This window comes from Flavobacterium adiutor (assembly GCF_048282555.1).
Taxonomy (GTDB): Bacteria; Bacteroidota; Bacteroidia; order Flavobacteriales; family Flavobacteriaceae; genus Flavobacterium.
Map to the genome: position 1 here is coordinate 1,938,751 of NZ_CP182487.1, position 20,408 is coordinate 1,959,158.

11 protein-coding genes are annotated in these 20,408 nt (G+C 35.7%); 4 read left to right on the forward strand and 7 right to left on the reverse strand.

What is annotated here, in order from left to right; all coding sequences use genetic code 11:
- Positions 1-9 precede the first annotated feature (9 nt).
- Genes ACNC7R_RS08470 through ACNC7R_RS08485 form a run of 4 tightly spaced genes read left to right on the forward strand, consistent with a single transcriptional unit; the run spans position 10 to position 5,318 of the window.
- The gene (locus ACNC7R_RS08470; protein ID WP_417940497.1) at positions 10-1,005 is read left to right on the forward strand and encodes a glycosyl hydrolase 115 family protein; all 996 of its coding nucleotides are present in this window, start codon (positions 10-12) and stop codon (positions 1,003-1,005) included.
- Positions 983-2,218 carry a glycosyl hydrolase 115 family protein gene (locus ACNC7R_RS08475; protein ID WP_417940498.1) on the forward strand — a complete coding sequence of 412 codons (1,236 nt, stop codon included), beginning with the start codon at positions 983-985 and terminating at the stop codon, positions 2,216-2,218. The genes ACNC7R_RS08470 and ACNC7R_RS08475 overlap by 23 nt, the downstream gene beginning before the upstream one ends.
- Positions 2,193-2,558, forward strand: coding sequence for a hypothetical protein (locus tag ACNC7R_RS08480; protein ID WP_417940499.1), 366 nt, complete (start codon positions 2,193-2,195; stop codon positions 2,556-2,558). Before ACNC7R_RS08475 ends, ACNC7R_RS08480 begins: the two co-directional genes overlap by 26 nt.
- Before the next feature lie 48 nt (positions 2,559-2,606).
- Positions 2,607-5,318: a T9SS type A sorting domain-containing protein gene (locus tag ACNC7R_RS08485; RefSeq protein WP_417940501.1), complete on the forward strand. Its 2,712-nt coding sequence runs from the start codon at positions 2,607-2,609 to the stop codon at positions 5,316-5,318.
- 125 nt (positions 5,319-5,443) lie between these two features.
- Here the strand turns inward: ACNC7R_RS08485 and ACNC7R_RS08490 are convergent, their stop codons facing one another.
- From ACNC7R_RS08490 to ACNC7R_RS08520, 7 genes are all read right to left on the reverse strand, one after another.
- Positions 5,444-7,606, reverse strand: a complete 2,163-nt coding sequence (locus tag ACNC7R_RS08490; protein WP_417940502.1) for a beta-glucosidase family protein — start codon at positions 7,604-7,606, stop codon at positions 5,444-5,446.
- A 254-nt stretch (positions 7,607-7,860) separates the two neighbouring features.
- Positions 7,861-9,309, reverse strand: coding sequence for a RagB/SusD family nutrient uptake outer membrane protein (locus tag ACNC7R_RS08495; RefSeq protein WP_417940503.1), 1,449 nt, complete (start codon positions 9,307-9,309; stop codon positions 7,861-7,863).
- A gap of 17 nt (positions 9,310-9,326) precedes the next feature.
- Positions 9,327-12,497 (reverse strand): SusC/RagA family TonB-linked outer membrane protein, encoded by a 3,171-nt coding sequence (locus tag ACNC7R_RS08500; RefSeq protein ID WP_417940504.1) that lies wholly within the window; start codon positions 12,495-12,497, stop codon positions 9,327-9,329.
- A 69-nt stretch (positions 12,498-12,566) separates the two neighbouring features.
- Positions 12,567-13,082: a hypothetical protein gene (locus ACNC7R_RS08505; RefSeq protein WP_417940505.1), complete on the reverse strand. Its 516-nt coding sequence runs from the start codon at positions 13,080-13,082 to the stop codon at positions 12,567-12,569.
- A 9-nt stretch (positions 13,083-13,091) separates the two neighbouring features.
- The gene (locus tag ACNC7R_RS08510; protein WP_417940507.1) at positions 13,092-14,297 is read right to left on the reverse strand and encodes a hypothetical protein; all 1,206 of its coding nucleotides are present in this window, start codon (positions 14,295-14,297) and stop codon (positions 13,092-13,094) included.
- A gap of 540 nt (positions 14,298-14,837) precedes the next feature.
- Positions 14,838-18,134 (reverse strand): VCBS repeat-containing protein, encoded by a 3,297-nt coding sequence (locus tag ACNC7R_RS08515; RefSeq protein ID WP_417940508.1) that lies wholly within the window; start codon positions 18,132-18,134, stop codon positions 14,838-14,840.
- A gap of 55 nt (positions 18,135-18,189) precedes the next feature.
- Positions 18,190-20,400 carry an FG-GAP-like repeat-containing protein gene (locus tag ACNC7R_RS08520; RefSeq protein WP_417940510.1) on the reverse strand — a complete coding sequence of 737 codons (2,211 nt, stop codon included), beginning with the start codon at positions 20,398-20,400 and terminating at the stop codon, positions 18,190-18,192.
- Positions 20,401-20,408: the final 8 nt, after the last annotated feature.

The following is a 20,408-nucleotide window of genomic DNA, read 5'->3' on the forward strand; positions in this document are numbered from 1 at the left end:
AAAAATGCAATGAAAAGATTCTTAATATTTCTCATAATACTGCTTACTACCTTTATATCGGGCAAATTAAAAGCAGCACAGCCTTTTATAACAGATAAAAAAGGAAGTGATGTTCTTATTCTGAAAGAAAAATCAACTCCTCTTTCTTTTTTTGTCAATCCCGGAACAGATCCTGGAATTGTCCGTGCAGTAAGTAATCTCCAGTCTGATTTTGAAAAGGTAACAGGTCAAAAACCAGTGGTTTTTAATCAGAATCCAAATTCGTCTTCGCCACTAATCATAATTGGGGTAATGGGTACCAATTCTGTCATTGATGACTTAGTAAAACAGAAAAAAATTGACGGAAAGCTCCTTAAAGGTAAAAATGAAAAATTTGTTATACAAAGCGTTAAAAATCCGTTCAAAGGAGTAGAAGAAGCTCTTGTAATTGCAGGCAGTGACAAACGGGGAACAATTTACGGAATCTATGAATTGTCCCTACAAATAGGTGTGTCTCCATGGTATTACTGGGCTGATGTACCTGTTGCGCCAAAAGAAAATATCTATTTTCTGAAAGGAGTATACAGTGATGGTGAACCTGCCGTAAAATACAGGGGGATTTTTATCAACGATGAAGCACCTGCATTAAGCGGTTGGTCTAAAGCAACATTTGGGGGCTTTAATAGTAAGTTTTATGAAAAAGTTTTCGAATTACTACTTCGTCTAAAAGGCAATTATATCTGGCCGGCGATGTGGGGAAATGCTTTTTATGATGATGATGTGGCCAGCGGACCTCTTGCTAATGAGATGGGAATTATTGTAGGTACTTCGCATCACGAACCTATGGCTTTGACTCAGACAGACTGGCGTCGGTATATTAAAAAAAACAATCTTCCAAATGTTTGGGATTATGCTAAAAATAAAACTGTTTTAGACGAATTCTGGAAAGGCGGAATTGAGCGCAGTAAGAACTGGGAAAAGCTGGTGACAATTGGAATGCGCGGTGACAATTGGAATGCGCGGTGACGGTGATGAAGCCATGAGTGAAGGAACCAACATAAGTCTGTTGGAGAATATTGTAAAAGAACAGCGTAAAATTATTGCAGAGGTTACTCATAAAAAAGCCGAACAAACGCCTCAGGTATGGGCATTATATAAGGAAGTGCAGGACTATTATGATCAGGGAATGCGGGTTCCTGACGATGTTATTCTGTTGTTTTGCGATGATAACTGGGGAAATGTCCGAAAACTTCCGGACCAGACAAAACCTTTACACAAAGGCGGTTACGGAATGTATTACCACTTTGATTATGTTGGAGCACCAAGAAATTCTAAATGGATCAATATAAATCCGATACAAAGAGTCTGGGAACAAATGAATCTTAGCTTTGAACATGGGGTTGATCAAATATGGATCGTCAATGTAGGAGATCTTAAACCAATGGAATTTCCAATTAGTTTCTTTTTAGAGATGGCCTGGAATCCTAAAAAGTTCGATTCTCAGAATCTTTTTGAATTTACCGAAAAATGGGCAGCTGATCAGTTCGGAAAGAAACATGCTAAAGAAATTGCGAGATTATTAAATACGTATCCAAAATTTAACAGAAGAGTTACTCCTGAAATGCTGGACAGCAAGACATACAGTCTTGAAAATTACAATGAATTTCAAAACGTCGTTACTGATTATAAAAATTTGTCACTTGATGCTTATCGAATTTACAATGATATTCCACAGCAATACAAAGATGCCTATTTTCAGCTTGTTTTGTATCCTATAGATGCCTGCAGCAACCTTTACGAAATGTATTTTGCTCAGGCAAAGAACAGAAAACTGGCTTCAGAAAAAAACATTTTAGCCAACACTTTTGCGGATCAGGTGAAAAGTACTTTTGCAAGAGATTCCATTCTTCAAAATAAATATAATAATGAAATTTCAGGTGGGAAATGGACTCATATCATGGATCAGATGAGAATTGGATACAAGGCATGGCATGATGGTCCTAAAAACATCCTTCCTGAAGTTACTTATGTAGCTGAAGAAAAAGTTTCTAAAAAACCTGTTTTTCAGGAAAAAAACGGCTATGTCTCTATAGAAGCTGAAAATTATTCGGCTTTAAACAATTCTAAAAATAGTCATTGGGAAGTCATCCCTGACTTTGGAAAAACAAAATCGGGCATAACTACTTTTCCTCAAAACGCGTATCCCCAAAAGGATGAAAATATTTTTTCTGGAATATGAGATCAATTTTGAATCTAAAGGAGAAATGAGTGTTCAGCTCTGGTTAGCCCCAACTCTCAATTTTAATAGTAACAAAGGACTGAAATACGAAATCTCTTTTGATGGAAACGAACCTCAAATTATAAATTTTAATGGGCATTACAAAGGGGAGTTAGGAAAATGGCAGGCTGAACATATTATTAAATCGGCTACCAAACATAATATTTTGAATACAGGAAAACATACATTACGCATCCGTGTCTTAGATCCTGGAATTATACTGCAAAAAATCCTTATCGATTGCGGTGGCTTAAAGCCAGCTTACCTTGGCGCCCCCGAAAGTGATATTGTGTATGAGTAAATTCTAATCTTCAGACAATTTAATTTTTAGTAACTAATAAAATAAAATATGAAAAAATTATACCAATTAAGTTTAGTAGTGTTTGCCGTTTTATTTGTGTTATCATCCAGTTTGCTTGCGCAAAATGCAAAAGTTCAAATTGATAAAAATAAAACTTACCAGAAAGTCACCGGTTTTGGAGGTTTTGTATGCAGTCCGCAGTTTGGATATAATTACATGTCAACTGACGAAATCAAAAAAATGTGGGGAACAAATAGTGATGCAGGTTATACTATTATGCGTCTTTATATTCCGGGAGAGAGTAACTGGCCTTCAACGCTTGCCACTGCAAAATTAGCCAAAAATGAACTGGGATTAACGATTTTTGCTAGTCCCTGGACAATGCCTGCTGAATGGAAGACCAACAATAGCGAAGTAGCCGTTTATACTGACGAAAACGGGGTTCAGCAAATTGGCTACCTGAAAGAAGAACATTATGAGGATTATGCTTTGTATCTTAATCGTTATGTAACGTATCTTCGCGACAATGGGGTAGAACTTGATTATATTTCGATTCAGAACGAACCAGACGAAAGAGCAACTTATCAGGGCTGTATTTGGACACCTGCACAAATAGCTAATTTTGTTAAAAATTTCGGGCATCTTATTAATTGTAAAGTTATTGCGCCTGAAAGTGTCGGTTATTCAGACTCTTATTCAAATGCTTTTCTGGATGCCAGTGTCATGCAAAATTTTGAAGTTTACGGCGTTCATCAGTATGGTGGTATTCAGTCCAAATACAAACAATTTCAGAATTATAATAAGCAGATATGGATGACAGAATATCTTATTAACTGGAATTCAGGAAGTACCGTTCGTGATTTCAATTGGGGAATTGACGCTTTTAGTTTCGCTAACAGTGTTAATGATGCGATGCTGGGAAATGTGAATGCCTGGATTCACTATGCCACTAAGCGATATTATGCTCTGATGGGTGATGGATCAAACGGAACAGTTACAGGAGAAATTACCAAAAGAGGACATATACTTTCGCAATATGCAAAATTCACTACCGGTACAACACGTATAGAAGCAACATGGAGCGATGCGACCGCACAGCTTAAAGGCTCTTCATACATCAATGATGCAGGTGATAAAGTGGTTCTCACCATAATTAATCCTTCTCAAAATACATATAATCTGACTGTTGATTTGCCATTTTATACTGTAAAAGGGACTAAAACAATTACAACTCAGAGTATTGATTTGCAGAATACTGTGGCTAATTTTTCAGAAACATTTCGTCCGGTAGTTAGTATTGATCCTTCTAGTTTTATTACCTTAACTTTTGAAAAGAGTAAGGAAAGAGTTCCTTCGCAAATGACCAGTAAAGAAGTTCATTACGCTAAGATCGAAAGCCAGTCTGTTACAAATCCTGCATTTGGAACAGCGTACCAGATTAGCGGTAAAACGGTAACTTTTGCAAATGCAAATCCGCTAATAAGTACTAATATGACCAATTCTAATGGATATTTAAAATTAGACCATCGTTACAATAAATTTATAATGCATGTTAAAAGTTTTACTACTGCAAACCAGTCTAATACTGATAACACAACATTATATTATATTAATGATAATGGGGAGGCAAAATCGAAAAATTATGGGAAATTCAATTTCCCTACCGGAGTTGAATTTGATTTGACATTTGATATTTCTAAAGCAGTTCTTACAGATGGATGTACCGGAATTATTGGTTTGAGAAATTCTAATTACAGTTCGGTACTTACTTTAAATTTAGGTGATGTATATTTTAATATTGCTGACGAAAAAGCAGCCGAATTTGGAGGTACATATTCAGATGATGACAGTCTTTTGATGGATGCACTGGAAAGTACGAAATATGTGTCATTAGATTTTAGAAATGTCACAGGTATAACTTCATCTGAGGACTGGCATGCCAAATCTGCCAATAAAAACAGTATATTTTATGTAAATGGAAACATTACCTCAACCAATGTAATATCCGGTGCGGTGTGCAGTAATTTGAATCTTACGGATCAGGGCGGTGATTTTAATGTTCCTTTCGCTTTTTCAGCTACAGCAGCGTCCTTTACCAAAACAATTGCAGATTATGACGTTTTAGTTCTTCCATTTCAAGCAACTATACCTCAAGGTGTTACAGCTTATACAATCCAACCTTCTCCTTCTAAAATAATCTGTACTAAAATTGAAGGTGTAATTCCGGCCAATACGCCTGTTTTATTAAGTGGTTCAGGTACATTTGTTTTTAATGGTACCGGAAATGTTTCAACACCAAAAGCTTTAACAGTTAATCAGATGAATCCGGTTTACATAGGTATTAAAGCACCTGTTGGAAGTTACACACTGAAAACAGTAAATAACGTTACGGCATTTTATCCTGTAACTGTCGGAAGTGAACCCTTAATTTCATCTTTTCGTTTCTATTTAAGTGAAAAAAGCGGATACAATGCTGCAGTCCTTCCTTTTGAATTTAATACATTAAGTACCAATCAAAAAGAATTCGGTAAGACAGATTTCACATTATATCCAAATCCTGCAGTAGAGGAAATTTTTGTTGATATGCTGTCTTCTGATTTTGATTATAAAATTTTCAATATTCAGGGAAGTTTAGTGGACTCAGGGACTTTGAAAAACGGCAATACCAAAATAAAAATAGAATCACTGCCTGCCGGGGTTTATTTTATTAACGGAGTAAACGGTCAATCTAAAATAACGAAGAAGTTTATAAAAAGATAAAATTACTGGCTGGGAAAAATGAAGATTTTAGAGTAATAGTAAATTTAAAATCGGAACCTCAAATATTTTTACCCCTGCGATAATTTACTTATTACAGGGGTAATTTTTAATATGAGGCTGTTTGTTTATTTGACAGTCACAGACAAACTACTCACAATATTTTTGGCTGATGTTGCAGTATAAAGTATAAATTCACCAGGTTCAATTTTCCATCCGGAAGTTTTTTCATCATAGAAAGCCAGATCTTTTACTTTTACTTTTAAGTCCACAGTTTTTGGTTCTCCAGGTGCAAGGAATATTTTATCGAAAGCTTTTAATTCCTTTTTAGGTCTTAAAACAGATGCATTAGTTTGGCCAACATACAATTGAACAACTTCAGCACCGTTTGATTTTCCTGTATTTTTAATATTGAATTTCACTGTTATTTCATCATTAACGCCATAGACTTTTTTATCGGCGCTAACATTCGAAATTTCAAAGGAAGTATAAGACAGGCCATAACCAAAAGGATGTTGAGGTTCAATTTCTTTAGTGTCAAACCAACGATAGCCTACCAGAATATCTTCATCATAATTTACTTTCAAATCGTGTCCCGGGTAGGCTCCCAATGCATGAGCAGGAGACTGGCTTAAAGTAACCGGAAGAGTAAATGGCAGTTTCCCTGAAGGAAATTCTTTGCCACTCAATACATCAGTAATAGCATTCCCTGCTTCCATTCCGCCATACCATCCCCAGACTAAAGCCGGAACTCGGGATTCAATACCTGCCAGTTCAAGAGGAGAACCGGCAATAATTACGACAATCGTTTTCGGATTTGCCTTAGCTACTTCCTGAATTAAAGTCTCTTGTCCGTATGGCAGTCGCATGTGCAGTCTGTCAAATGATTCTGAATCAAAATCATGGTTTAAACCTGCAAAAACGATTGCTACGTCAGATTTTTTAGCCTGCGAGACAGCTTCATCAATTAATTTCCAGTCTATTTTATCGGTATTCAATTGACCGGCACTGCTTCTTTCGACAACATGGGACTGTTTTTCATAACCTTGTGCAAAATTGATCTGCATTGAATTTCCATATTTCATGGTCATAGCCTGCAGAGGTGTAATTTCATATAAAGATTTGATTTCTGAACTAAAACCACCTTCGCAATGCGTACGGGTCGCATTATCACCAATAATAGCGATTGATTTAATCGTACTCATGTTCAAAGGCAGTATTTCTTTTTCGTTTTTTAATAAAACAATAGCTTCTACAGCAGAACGATAGGCGGCCTCCTGATGCTCTTTTGTATTTATAGCACCTTTTACACGCGTTTCAGGATCTAAAACTTTTGTTTTAATCATGACTCTCAGAATGTTTGCCACTTTTTCATTGACCACGCTTTCTTTTACACGCCCTTCCTTTACTGCTTTAATCAAAGGATCAGCAAAGTACCAGTCATTGTAGTTTTCTTTTTCGGTTCCCATTTCTAAGTCCAAACCAGCCAAAGCTGCTTTTTCCGTACTATGCACGGCATCCCAGTCAGACATGTAAACGCCTTTGAAATTAAATTCATTTCGTAAAATTGTTCGTCCTAAATAAGTGTTTTCGGTACAATATTCTCCTCTGAATTTATTATAAGCTCCCATTACTCCCAGTGCTCCGGCATCTACAACTGAGGCTTTAAAACCAGGCAAATAAATTTCGCGTAAAGCCCTTTCACTCATCGTTACATCAACTACAAAACGATTTTCTTCCTGATTATTGGCTACGAAATGTTTTACACAGGCTGCAACATCTTTTGTTTGTAAAGCCTTGATATAATTTATTGAAAGTTGAGAAATAAGAAAAGGATCTTCACTCAAATACTCAAAGTTTCGGCCACAAAGAGGAGAACGGATGATATTGATTCCCGGACCAAGTAAAACATCTTTTTTACGAAAACGAGCTTCTTCACCTAGAACAAACCCACGCTGTTTAGCCAAATTCAGATTCCAGCTTGCAGCCATTGCTGTTCCTGGAGGAAAGGAGGTAGAGAAATCATCGGTTTGGCCTGTATATTTCCAGTTATGACGATTCATTTCTGCCCTGACTCCATGTGGGCCGTCAGATAAAGCCCATTCTGGAATACCAAGATGTTTTATTTGTTCAGTGTAAAATTTTGAATTTCCATGCAGCATACCGACCTTTTCTTTCAAAGTCATTTTCTTAATTAACTCCTGAATTCTTTTTTCAACAGCATTATCGGTTTGTGAAAAAGAACTTTGAAATGCTGAAAACAAAACAATAGCCATAAATCGTAATCTCATTTTATATGTTTTAGAAAACCTTTTGGTTAAATTAAATAATTTGATTTAATGATAAATTCGGAATAAAACCCGATTAAAGTTTTCAAAAGTAGCCGAATGACGAATATTGGAATCATACAAATCGAGCATTTTATATAATAAATGAAGCAGACTTAAATGAAAAAAAGCTAAATTTTTAAAGCGGGATAAAAAATGCATCCCCGGAATTGTTTGCGGTAAATGTTTTACGTCATATCTGATGATTTTTTGGTGTTTTAAGGATTAGGCTCCATCAAATGATTGGTCGATATTTCACCGCTTGGTATTGGCCAGATATAATTGCTGCTGGTTGGCAGTACTAATGGAGCTGTACCAATAGCCCCTTTTTTTGCAGGCAGAGTTTGTACTTTCCTTTGTAAATCCATCAATCGGAAACCTTCTCCTAAAAGTTCAATATCTCTTTCTTTTTGTATGGTCGTAATCAGGGCTTCTTTGGTTGCAATTTCATTTTCAGGAAAAACATAACCCGGATCTGCACGGTTTCTTACCGCTTTCAGCAATGCCTTTGATGTTTCTAAATCATTTATATGGGCTGCTGCTTCGGCATAATTCAGTAGTATTTCTGCATAGCGGATTACAGGCACATAGTCTCTAAAAGGTGCTGTAGTGACACTGAATTTTTTTAATACTTTTTGATTCGCTGTGCTTTTACCAATAAGGCTGGAGCGCGCATCAGTAGCGTTGCTGAATACCGGATCACTCACAATACCTTCTGCAGCCAAAAAAATAATAGGCTGCGCTAAATAATTATAAGCCAGAGAATATTGTGCAGAGGGTGTTTCGGTTGTTGAGTTCGCAAATGGAATGGAAAAAATGGCTTCAGTTCCGGTGTAACTTCCTGTAAAAATAGCCGCATAATTAGCTTCTAATTTGTGAGTCAAATTTCCTTCTGTATATTGAAAAGGCGGGGTATTAGAAACGATTTTTTCAGATTCTGAAATTACTTTCTCAAAATTATTCTGAACTAATAACACCCTTGTTTTTAATGCAATTGCCGTACATTTTTTAGCTCTGGAAGTATTCAGCAAAGCAGTCGTGTAGCTCACAGGTAAATCCGTTTCGGCTTCGTCTAAATCTTTTAGAATTTGGGTGTACACCATTTCTACAGAGCTTCGTGCCAAATCATTATTTCCGGATGTGGTTATGGGGGTTAATCGCAATGGCAGACCTAAAGAACTTTTGTCCTGATTATAAGGTTTGGCATAGGTCTGAACTAAGTTGAAATAGCAAAGGGCCCGGACAAATTTGGCTTCAGCAATGTAGTTTTTCGCCAGCTCTTTAGAAATTACCGTAGTTTCATTCATTTTACTGATTAAAATATTCGATGCATTAATCGCAGTGTATCCAACGGACCAGACATTGTTTACAAAATCATTTGTTGATGCTACGTTTTGATTCCATACAGCAGATCCGGTTGCTGCATTTCCGTCGTTCTGCCCAAACTGATCGGCACGTTGTTCATTAAAAACAATGAATCTGCCTCCGTAAAAACTTTGATTTTGCAGTTGTTTGTATAAATTATTGGTCTGAGCTAAAATTTTAGCCGGAGTGCTAAATGCAATTGATTCGGGAATACTGGTTTCAGGCTTCGTGTCTAATAAATCGTCATTGCAGGCTGAAGTGAATAGTAAAACAACCCAACTGATTAAAATATATTTTTTCATTTTTTTTTAGCTTTTAATTAAAATCCAATATTCAATCCCAAAGTATAAACCTGAGCATTTGGTGGCACATTCTGATCCTTTCCGGAATTAATAGAGTTCCCATTGATAGAAACTTCTGGGTCGGATCCTCTGTATTTAGTAAACGTGTACAGGTTGTTTCCTTGTAAATACACATAAATTGAGCTGAATGTGTTTTTTAGAAAAGAAGCTTCCAGTGGTACATTGTAACCTAAAGAAACATTCTTCAGTTTTACAAAAGAACCATCTTCTACTTTTGAAGTACTCGAAAATGAAAAACCTGCCGAAACATTATCGCCATAATACAACTTTTGGATATCGGTAATCTGTCCTGGCGTTGTCCATCTGTTTTTTATAAATTCGCCATTGTTAAAATAACGCTGATCTGAATTCGTAGCACGCGTTCCGTTATACAGTTTGTTTCCTTGTGAGAAAGTCAGGTTTACAGCTAAAACAAATTTTTTATAATTGAAAGTATTGTTTAATCCTCCAAATAGTTTTGGCAATGAAGGTCCCTGTATCACACCATCTTTATAATTGTCTATTGCCGGAGCAGCACTCCCATCGAGATACGTCCATTTTGGTGATCCAATATGATTGTACTGTACTTCTTTGCCTTCGCTGTTTATGAAGATCATTTGTCCATTCTCGGGATTTACACCTTTATTTGGTACCGCAAAAACAGACCCAATTGAATAACCTACCCTTGTCATATTTTGTACGCCAAATACACTTGGTACAAATACATCACTGGCTAATGAAGTCACTTTATTTTTAAGTGTAGAAACATTTAAATTAATATTCCAATTGAAGTTTCTGGCAGTAACAGCAAGTGCATTTATCCCGATTTCATAGCCGGTATTGTACATGCCGCCCACATTTTCGTTGATATAGTTATTCGGAATTCCTGCAGAAAGCGATTGAGGTGTTTTCAGGATCAAATCCCGGATTTTATTATTGTAATAATCAAAATCAACCTGAATACGATTGTTTAACATCGCAAAATTCAAACCCAAATCAAGTTTAGAACTGGTTTCCCATTTTAGATTCGGATTGGCAGTCTGCGAATAACCTAACGTTGGTGCACCGCCATAAGTAGATGAATTATACGTACCGATGGAAGGATAATTTCCTATTTCGCTATTTCCTACAATTCCGTAACTGGCCCTGAGTTTTAAGTTATTCAGAAATCCTTTTAGTTTTGAATCATTAAAAAAGGATTCTTCCAACAGATTCCAGCTTACAGAGCCTCCCCAAAAGTTACCGAATTTATTTTCTTCAGACAATGCAGATAAACCATCAATTCTATAATTTAAGGTCAGGAAGTATTTGTTTTTATAATTATAATTTAAGTTGGTAAAATAAGAGACTAAGACATTTTCTGAAAGGTTGTTGCCTATTGGTGAAATATTCGCATAACTTCCCTGATAATTTTTATAATAAGTGTCGGTAACATTACTTTGCGTAGCGCCCCAGCTTTCGAAAGTGGTTTTAATTCTTTCATAACCAGCCAAAATCATCAAATTATGATCGTCATTAAAAGAATCTTTATAGGTTATGGTAGTTGCCCAGTCGGTTCTTGATAAATCAGTACTGATATTCGTTGCCACACCATTGTAAGCGGCACCTCCTCCGTGAATTGGATTTAAAAACAACTTGTTTTCAACCCCGATAGTATTCAAACCAAAACTCGTTCTGAAAATGAGTTTTTTTGTGATATCAAACTCTCCATAGACATTTCCTAAAACTGATTTACTAATTGAAGTAGTCAGGTCAAGTTCCTGAACCATTGCTAAGTTATAGGCATTGATTGTACCAATAATAGACGGGATATTAGCTCCATAGCCTACACTTATCCCATTCTGAATGCTGTAAGATCCATCCGGATTATAAACTGGAACATTGGGAGGCAAGACATAGGTCATTCTTCCTAAAGGTTCATTGGTAATATACTCTGTGTTATAAGTTGATGAAGACAAAGTGTTTCCGGCAACAGCACCCGTGTTAGGGCCTACATTTTTTGCGTTGCTGTAAGAAAGATTCACACCCGACCTGATAAACTTATTCAATTTATGACTGATGTTTAATCGTGTTATGTAATTTTGAAACGTATTGTTTTTTATAAAACTATTTTGATTGGCATAGTCTAATGAAAAATAATATTGAGTGGTTTCGTTGCCACCCGAAACATTAATGTTGTGATTGCTTGAATAGCCGGGTTCGTAAGCGACGTCATACCAATTTGTATTTACGGTACTTCCGTCTGCATTTTGAGAAAGAAAAAAACCGGGTGCTTTGCCTGCATTAACCAAAGCTTCATTTTTTATTATGGTGTAATCTTCTGCATTTAATAATTTAGGCAGATTGTAAGGAGTGCTTCGACTGAACCAACTGTTGTAATTGAATCTGGTTTTTCCGTTTTTTCCTCTTTTGGTGGTAATAACCATAACGCCGTTTGCTGCTCTGGATCCGTATATCGCAGAAGCGGAAGCATCTTTCAGTACATCGACAGAGGCAATATCATTGGGATTGATTCCTGATAGCGGATTGTTGCCAATAAATCCACCTAATGATCCCGTAAAAACCGCAACCCCATCGACCACAATTAAAGGAAAAAGCCCTGATGTAATGGTGTTTAAGCCGCGAACCCGAATAACAGGCGTGTTATTCAATACGCCTGTAGACTGAATTACATCGATTCCGGTTGCCTGGCCGCCTAATAACTGATCGAAGCTGGTTGTAGGCCGGTTCTGTAACTGCTTTGCTGAAATTGTGGAAACTGAACCTGAAAACTCAGATTTTTTTTGCGACAAATAGCCACTCGAAATCAGGACTTCGTCTAACTGATTTGTGTCCTTATTGAGTTTGATTATCAAAAAATCAGAAGAGTTTACGACAATTTCCTGTGTCGCATATCCTATATAACTCAGTTTTAACCTTAATGGTAATTTTTTATTTTCGATAATAAATTCGCCATCTTCATTGGTACTAACTTCATCAGTTTCTGACTGAATCGTTACACCAGTTAAAGGTATATTGTCTTTCCCGTCTATCACTTTTCCTTTCAGATTTTGCTGCTGGGCAAAAAGCTGTACAGTAAGAAAAAAGAAAAATAGGATCATTAATTTTAAATGTTTTTCTAATAACATATTATTAAATATTAATTTCATTTTTAAATTTACATTATGCAGAAGATAGTCTATAGCTGTCCTATGCTCTACATTTTGCAGAACATCATATTATTCGTTTAAAATTTGATGATTGCCTGTTTGAGTTGTGGCCACAAATTTGTCCTGTTCTTTTTTCAATTTGATTGCAGCATAATATTCCTCATTGTATTTTCCGGAAATGACAAGCGCCCCAGCAACCAGAACAAGATTTTTAATAATATACTGACCTGTCAGCGTTGGCTCGAAAGGGAAAATCTCAAAACAGCTCGACTGCAGGATAAAAATAGGAGTGAGGGTGGCCATCATGTGAAGTAAAAGTAAGAGGATAGTTTCCGGAATCCATTTTCTGATAAGTAGCCCTAATCCAATAAAGACTTCACAAACTCCAAGTATTGGAACGAAAAATTCAGGTTTAAACCAAAAAACGGTTTGCTCTACTAAATCACCCGCCGGACTTACTCCGAAGATTTTTAAAACACCAAACCAAATGTAAATTGTAGCCAGCGCGATGCGCATCAGATTGATACTATGCTTTCCTATTTTATCACTTAATAAGAAATAGAAAAAGTTAAAGGTAGTTTTCATAATAATACATTAATTAAGCATCGTTACTTTCATTTTTTTTCCTAACCTAAAGCGATAAGAATATCCTATATTCAGAGAATAATCTGCAAATGCTGCATCACCTTGTACATGAACATATTTAGAGGGATCAGTAATAACCGAATTTTGAAGATTTTGGCTGGCAATATCAGCAGCACTCTGAATACGGTTTTTTACGATATTGTAAGGAATAAATAAGCTGAAATTATGTTTTCCAACATGATAAGAAAAACCATATTCTATTGCGATTACATATCCTGGACGACGATAGGCTATCTGTCCTCCAAAAGCATCATAGGCGGGAATGCCTTCAATTCTTCCGGCGAGAGAGACATTAAAATTTTCTTTTTTGTCTATTCCTGCAGATACACCAGCTCTTGCAAAATATTGATCCGGACTGGCATAAATTTCATATCCTTCCAGACCTGGCTTAGGAGCCGATTTGAATGTGCCGTTTGATTCTTTTGGATTAAATAAATAATAACCGTTGGCAAATCCATACAAGCGACCTGTTAATTGTCTGAATACTTGTGCTTCTACAGAAATTCCAACTCCACCGTCACCGGGCTGGATCGCCTGGTCCATTACCACACTTTTTGTTGTCCCGTCTGCTTGAGGTGCATCATCCATCTTATCATGGCTTCCTGTATTTAATTTTAATCCGAGACCAAGCATTAAATTCCCTTTATGAGCTGTTTTTGGGTCAAAAAACCAGTAACTTACACTAAGTCTTGCATCTGCAATGCCTTGCGCATAGACGCTGTATCTAAGCTTATCTTTTACAGGGGATGTTTGCCTTAGAACCTGAGAACGCTCATTATGGACATAAGGCAAAGTAGCATTTATCTGGACTCTGCTGGTTATTCCGTATGAAAAATTGAAATCTACCGCATGTGAATAAATGTTTACGGCATTTCCTCTCTCTACACCGTTCTCGTCATGACCACCGCCCGAAGTCTGACGCTCTAATTGTTCTTCTTTTCCAACAAAATGCCTCCAGGAATGAAAATAACGGTAATTTGTCCCTACCTGAAATTCCCCCTTATTTAAATTATATGAACTTGCAGAATTCATGTAAAGGCCGCCCATTTGACGAACAGCTACGCATCCCTGAGCAGTGATTTTTTGCAGACTAAAAGCGATTAAAACAAATGTTATAAAAACAAATGCAGAATATGATGATGGTGTTTTTTTCATGGTTTGATCATTTTAATGCCATAATATTGACTTTTGATTTACAGCTAAATCATCACATAAATGGCACATTGTTAATACAGCTAATATGCATTAGGATTGACAATCAGTTTATAAATCTGATTGCACATAAAAAACAAACATGATGGAATTTATTAATCCCAAATGAAGCACTACCTAATTGGTCTGTTTCTAAAAGGAGATTAAATCATTAGAATATTTAGCTGTTAGATTTTAGAAAAGCTGATTTATTTAGTTCGAAAACATGATACCTAGGAGATAAACTATGTAAAATTAATAGAACAGACTTGAATTACTTGACAATTGGTTAATCATAAAGGATGAGATGTTTCCTATGTCAAATTTTAGAAAAACAATTCCTTACAAGATCAAAAAAAAAAAGACCTTGTAAGTATTGTTTAACATACTATCTGAAAGAGAAATATCCTGTTGAGGCATTTCAATTCATATCCAATCCGCAAATCAATTGTCCTAAGATTTTAGCACAAATAACTATCGCCTGTAAATGTTTGAATAAAGCTTCTAATTAATTCTGATGGTTTGCAAAAACGAGTTGTTGTTGGTTACCAGAAAGTAATTTTTGTCTTTTACTTTAATTTTTTCCATGTTTTTAACATCTCCGGGAGTAAAGAATCCGCTTTTCACTGCTGAAACCGGGGTAAACGCACCTTTGCCGTTACCTTTTAAAAACAAACCATGACCTGCATCATTTCTTGGTGTTTCCACTTCAGAATTGAACATATTGCCTGTAATTAAAGCATCAAGGTTTCCATCCTTATCAAAGTCTTCAACCGCTATTTGATTGACACAGCTAATCTGAGCCTGAACAGGAAGTTTATGAATGATGAATTTTCCGTTTTTGTTTTCCAGATAGATACTTGCGAACGATTTGACTTTATAATGTAAGGCTTCTTTAAGTGACTTTTCGGTATAAACATCTACCAGAGTAGCCTGTGAAAAACTTTCGTAGTCTTTGAATTTTTTCTTGATATTTGGAATTTGCTGAGAGGAACAGCCACGTCCACGCACCGGATATTGCTTGCCATCATTATAGTAGCTCAATACAATATCTTTGTGTTTGTCATTATCAAAGTCTTTTACAAAAATATCAAAGGTTTCATTAGGAGTAGCCTGATATTTATAATTCAAACCGTTGTTTCCAACGATATAATCCATGTCGCCATCCTTGTCAAAGTCACCTTGCTGAATGCTCCACCACCAGCCGGAAGTGTCATTAGTAAGTCCCATGTTTTTGGTGACTTCTTTAAAACCAGATGATGTATTTTGAAACAAACGAATTGGCATCCATTCGCCAACGATAATGATGTCATCTGATTTGTCATTATTAAAGTCCGTAATTACAGCACTTGTTGCCATTCCCAGATTAACAAATTCTTTTGGTGCTTTTTTAGAAAGTTCAAATTTAGGCTGAGTTGTAGTACTCGTGTTATGCAGTAAATACGTTGTAGTTGGTGATGGATATTGTCCGGGAACCTGCCTTCCTAGTACTAAAAGATCCTTTTTACCGTCTTTATCATAATCAAATGGATATACTTTTGAACCACTTGTGAGCATTGTTGGCAGTACTCCTTTTGTTGCTTTTGTAAAATCGCCTTTTCCGTTGTTGAGGTATAATCTGTCTTGTAGTTTTGGATCATTTATCAAAAATTCATAACCGCCGCTTACTACATATAAGTCATTATCGCCGTCATTATCTGCATCAAAAATCAATGATCCTGTATCTTCACTAAATTTGTCTTCCTCAAATGCCGGAACTTTTTTTTCTGTAAACCCTTTTTGAGTTTGTAAAAATATTTTTCCTGTATAACCTGCAGAACCTCCGATGAAATAATCGTCAAGACCATCTTTATTCAGATCGCCAACACAAATAGTGGGTCCGAAAGTAGACATTTTATGAGGCAGCAATACCTGATCTTTAAAATCATCGTATTTATTGTCTTCATGTTTAAAAACCGGAAATACACCATTTTCTGTTTTAAAAAGAGTATTTTTTGCAATTGGTTTTGCAGCAGTTTCTTCTTTAGCATCCTGTTCTTTGAAGTTTATCGTTTGGTTTGCCTTCACATTGTATAACTTTTGAACTTTACCGTTTGTCCAGACTACTTTTACTTCGTCGATAGTTTTGTATTTTGCTAATCCAAAATGCAGTTCAGGAGCTACTGATGACTGAAAACCTCTCGTTAAAGTAAGTTCCTGCATTTGGGTTCCCTTTTTTGTTTTGATGTAAACACGGTTTCCTAAACCATAAGTGTTTTTTGAATTTCCTTTGAAATTAATTTTGATGTAATTATTGATTTTAGAGCTGGAATTTTCAAAAACCGAGGCATAATCATCGATATTGTTCACTACTAAATCCAAATCGCCATCGTTATCCAAATCAGCATATGCAACACCATTAGAAAAGCCTTTGTATTCAATTCCCCATTTTTTATTCACCTGTTCAAAATGTAAATTACCTTTATTCTGAAACATAAAATTGTCGATTTTTTCAGATGGAATTTCCTGCGATTTTTTAAGAAGATCCTTAGGCTGTAAATCTAAAGCCTCTAAACTGTTAAAGAAATCATTATTATTGATTTCTCTTCTGGTTCCGTTACTTACAAACAGATCTCTGTTTCCGTCGTTGTCAAAATCTGCAAATAGTGGTCCCCAGCTCCAGTCAGTAGAAGAGGTTCCTGTTATACGTGATATATTTCCGAAATGCGGAATTCCGTTTTCATAAATCCCTGTATTCAGCTGCATACAATTGTGCATGTATTGGTAATTAAAACCTGCACCAACTACATCCCAAAAAAGTTTTGGATTCATGCTGGACATATTTGCTTTTTTACGGCGATTGTCTTTGGCATCCATGTCTACCTGGAAAACATCTAAATTTCCGTCATTGTTAAAATCAGAAATATCAACTCCCATTCCATAGAAAGAATTGTGTGCCATTGCTTGTTTTACAACCTCCTTAAAAGTACCATCCTGATTATTGATATACATGAAATCTGGTGAATTAAAATCATTCGAAACGTAAATGTCAGGCCAGCTATCATTATTCAAATCACCTATTGTCGCACTTAATGATAAACCATAGTTTTTTACTCCGGCTTCTTGTGTAACATTGGTAAAATGTTTGCCGTCATTTCGATATAGATGCCCTGATTCATTGTCTTTGACATGGCGCATCATCTGGACATAATCGTCAGTTTGTGAACTGAACTTAGTAGGAGGGTAATTGGCCACAAATAAATCTAAATCGCCATCTTTATCATAATCAAAAAATGTTGCCTGAACACTATTCCCTATATCATCAATACCGTATTCTTTCGCTTTTTCCGTAAAGGTACCATTGCCATTATTGATATACAATTGATTGTTTTTTGGATTAAATTTTCCTCCTACGCTGCAATATAGGTCTAAAAAGCCATCCCCATTTACATCTGCCATAGTCACTCCCGTGTACCATCGGTTATCACCTTCAACGCCGGCTTTTTTAGTAATATCTTCAAATTTAAGATTTCCTTTATTCAAATACAATTTGTTAGAAACTTGGTTTCCTGTGAAATAGATATCAACAAGACCATCATTATTAATATCACCTGTAGCAACTCCTCCTCCCATATAAATATAGGTATATGTAAAATAATTTAGGGAATCGTTTTCTGTTAGATTATTGCTGAAATCAATTCCGGTATCAGCACGATCAAGAGTAGAAAATATCTTTTCATCTGAATCCTTAGTAGAACATCTTACCAACATTAATAAGCTTAACAGGCTAAAAAGAACTATTTTTATTTTTTTATTTTTCATAATAATAAATTTTATTATTGTCTCTGTAATTTCTGAGACTTTATATTTTAATCAATCAGATGCAAATTGGGGATCTCGCTCCAGCAGTAGGGAAAACTGTTTTTTTGATATTTATTTTTGAGAAGTTTTTTTCTCCTTCTGTAATTTTAATGTATTGGTTTGGTTTAATGTTTTTCAGCACTTGTTTTTTTTGTGTTTTCGGCCAGGTAATTTCGATCAGATCAATATTAGTGGCTTGTCCAATTCCAATTTCCATTCTTAAAGCTGATGCTCCAAAACTACCGCCTGAATTCAATATCCTGTAAACAGATCTTGAAACCCCATTTTCCTTGAAACTGACTTTTACTTTGGTGCCAATTCCAGAGCGATTGCTATCGGTACCTTCTAGTTGCAATTTGATCCATCGATTGGTATTTTGACCAGGATTTAGATATAAAGAATTACTGAAAGCATCTCCTGGATAAGCACCTCCAACTTCTATAAAAATATCTGTATCTCCATCATTATCCAAATCATTAATTGCTACTGCATGACCTTTTTGTAAATTGCCTACACGGGCAGACACAGTTGCATCAGCAAATTTTCCGTTGCCCATATTTACAAATAATTTATTAGGAATTAGTGATTTGTAGTCTGGATTTCCTGTTCCGAGGTACATATCCAAAAAACCATCATTATTGATATCCCCAAAATTCGACCCCATGGCAAGGACAGTTTTGTATAGTCCTGATGCTTTTGATGCATCCGAAAAAGTTCCGTCATGGTTATTACGATATAAGTACATTTTGCTGCTATTATTAGGGATATTTAATGCTTCCATTGCGACTTCTCCACCCACAGAACCTTCGTATTGATACCCACAAACAAAAATATCCTGCCACCCATCATTATCGTAATCCCAAAACCAGGTTGGAAAAGTCATTACATTAATTCCTGCTAATCCTGCTTTATCTGTAACGTCGATAAATTGTGGGATACCATTTTTTAGTCCGGTATTTTTTAATAATATTTTTCTTTTATTCATTCCGGAAAGAAATAAATCTATGTCACCATCATTATCGTAATCAGCAGATGTTACACCTTTTATATAACTAATAACATCACATTTTGCCGCTTTGGCAACATTAGTAAATGTTCCGTCCTGATTATTCAAATACAGCTCAGAAGGGAAAACGTCATTATCTGATGACTCGTTACCAATAAATAGATCCAAATAGCCGTCATTATTAAAATCATTCCAATTCCCTGCCTGAGTAGGAAATTCTGAATACAACCCACTTTTTATAGTGACATCAGTAAAAGTTCCGTCACCATTGTTGCGCAACAAAGAGTTAGGCTGTCTCCCGAATTTACGCATCCAGGCACCTCTTAAAACAAAAATATCGGTATCGCCATCATTGTCATAATCAGCTTGTATCATATTTAGCCCTCCTTTGAAACGCCCTATTTCTGATGCCTTTGAATAATCAATATATTTCCCTTTTTGATCATTTTGATAATAATGCATGACTCCATCCAGACTCCAGTCAGAAGTTACAATATCCAAATAATTGTCATTGTTGAAATCATCTACAATGACTCCACCAGACATATTTATGCTTTTCATTCCCACATTTGTGGCAACATCCACAAAAGGTTTTAAAGTATATTTGGAACTTTCTTTGTTTAGATTAGGAATCAGCCATTTTTCAGGAACATCAGTAGGATATCCGTCTATGGTCATATAAGCAATATTCAGCAGCCATCTCGATTCATAATCATTAGGATTTATATCCAGTAATTTTTTATAAATTTCAATTGCTTTTTGAGAACCATGTCGTATCGTATGAATTCCATTTTTTTGTATCGGAATAATGCACGATTCAGCATTATGGTAATTGACGCAATTTTGTTTTTCTGCCAGTCTCATGTAAGCAATTGCTAAAAAAATTAATGACTGGGCGTTGTCTCTGCCATCAATCGCTTTTTGTCTTTTGATAGCGCTTTCCATAATTGAAATTGCTTCAGATTCTTTACCGAGTTTTAATAATGCATTTCCTTTATTTAATTCATAATATAATTTTAAATGTCCTTCATAGGAATTTTTTATTATTGAATCAAGATAGAGGATTTCGGCATTTGTAGCAAATGGATTTTTTTTGACATCATACATTCTGTTTCTAGCCTCCAAAATCTTAATCATCTTGTCATTAGGATTAGAAAAATAGTCGCACGATTCTGTCAAAATAGCGGTTGTAAGTAGCAATATGAAATGTTTAATTTTCATAATTAAAA

What these genes read in the sequence shown, in the direction of transcription:
- ACNC7R_RS08470 (WP_417940497.1), top strand. Translation starts at nt 10, where the DNA reads ATGAAAAGATTCTTAATATTTCTCATAATACTGCTTACTACCTTTATA.
- ACNC7R_RS08480 (WP_417940499.1), top strand. Translation starts at nt 2,193, where the DNA reads ATGAAAATATTTTTTCTGGAATATGAGATCAATTTTGAATCTAAAGGA.
- ACNC7R_RS08485 (WP_417940501.1), top strand. Translation starts at nt 2,607, where the DNA reads ATGAAAAAATTATACCAATTAAGTTTAGTAGTGTTTGCCGTTTTATTT.
- ACNC7R_RS08490 (WP_417940502.1), bottom strand. Translation starts at nt 7,606, where the DNA reads ATGAGATTACGATTTATGGCTATTGTTTTGTTTTCAGCATTTCAAAGT.
- ACNC7R_RS08495 (WP_417940503.1), bottom strand. Translation starts at nt 9,309, where the DNA reads ATGAAAAAATATATTTTAATCAGTTGGGTTGTTTTACTATTCACTTCA.
- ACNC7R_RS08500 (WP_417940504.1), bottom strand. Translation starts at nt 12,497, where the DNA reads ATGAAATTAATATTTAATAATATGTTATTAGAAAAACATTTAAAATTA.
- ACNC7R_RS08505 (WP_417940505.1), bottom strand. Translation starts at nt 13,082, where the DNA reads ATGAAAACTACCTTTAACTTTTTCTATTTCTTATTAAGTGATAAAATA.
- ACNC7R_RS08510 (WP_417940507.1), bottom strand. Translation starts at nt 14,297, where the DNA reads ATGAAAAAAACACCATCATCATATTCTGCATTTGTTTTTATAACATTT.
- ACNC7R_RS08515 (WP_417940508.1), bottom strand. Translation starts at nt 18,134, where the DNA reads ATGAAAAATAAAAAAATAAAAATAGTTCTTTTTAGCCTGTTAAGCTTA.
- ACNC7R_RS08520 (WP_417940510.1), bottom strand. Translation starts at nt 20,400, where the DNA reads ATGAAAATTAAACATTTCATATTGCTACTTACAACCGCTATTTTGACA.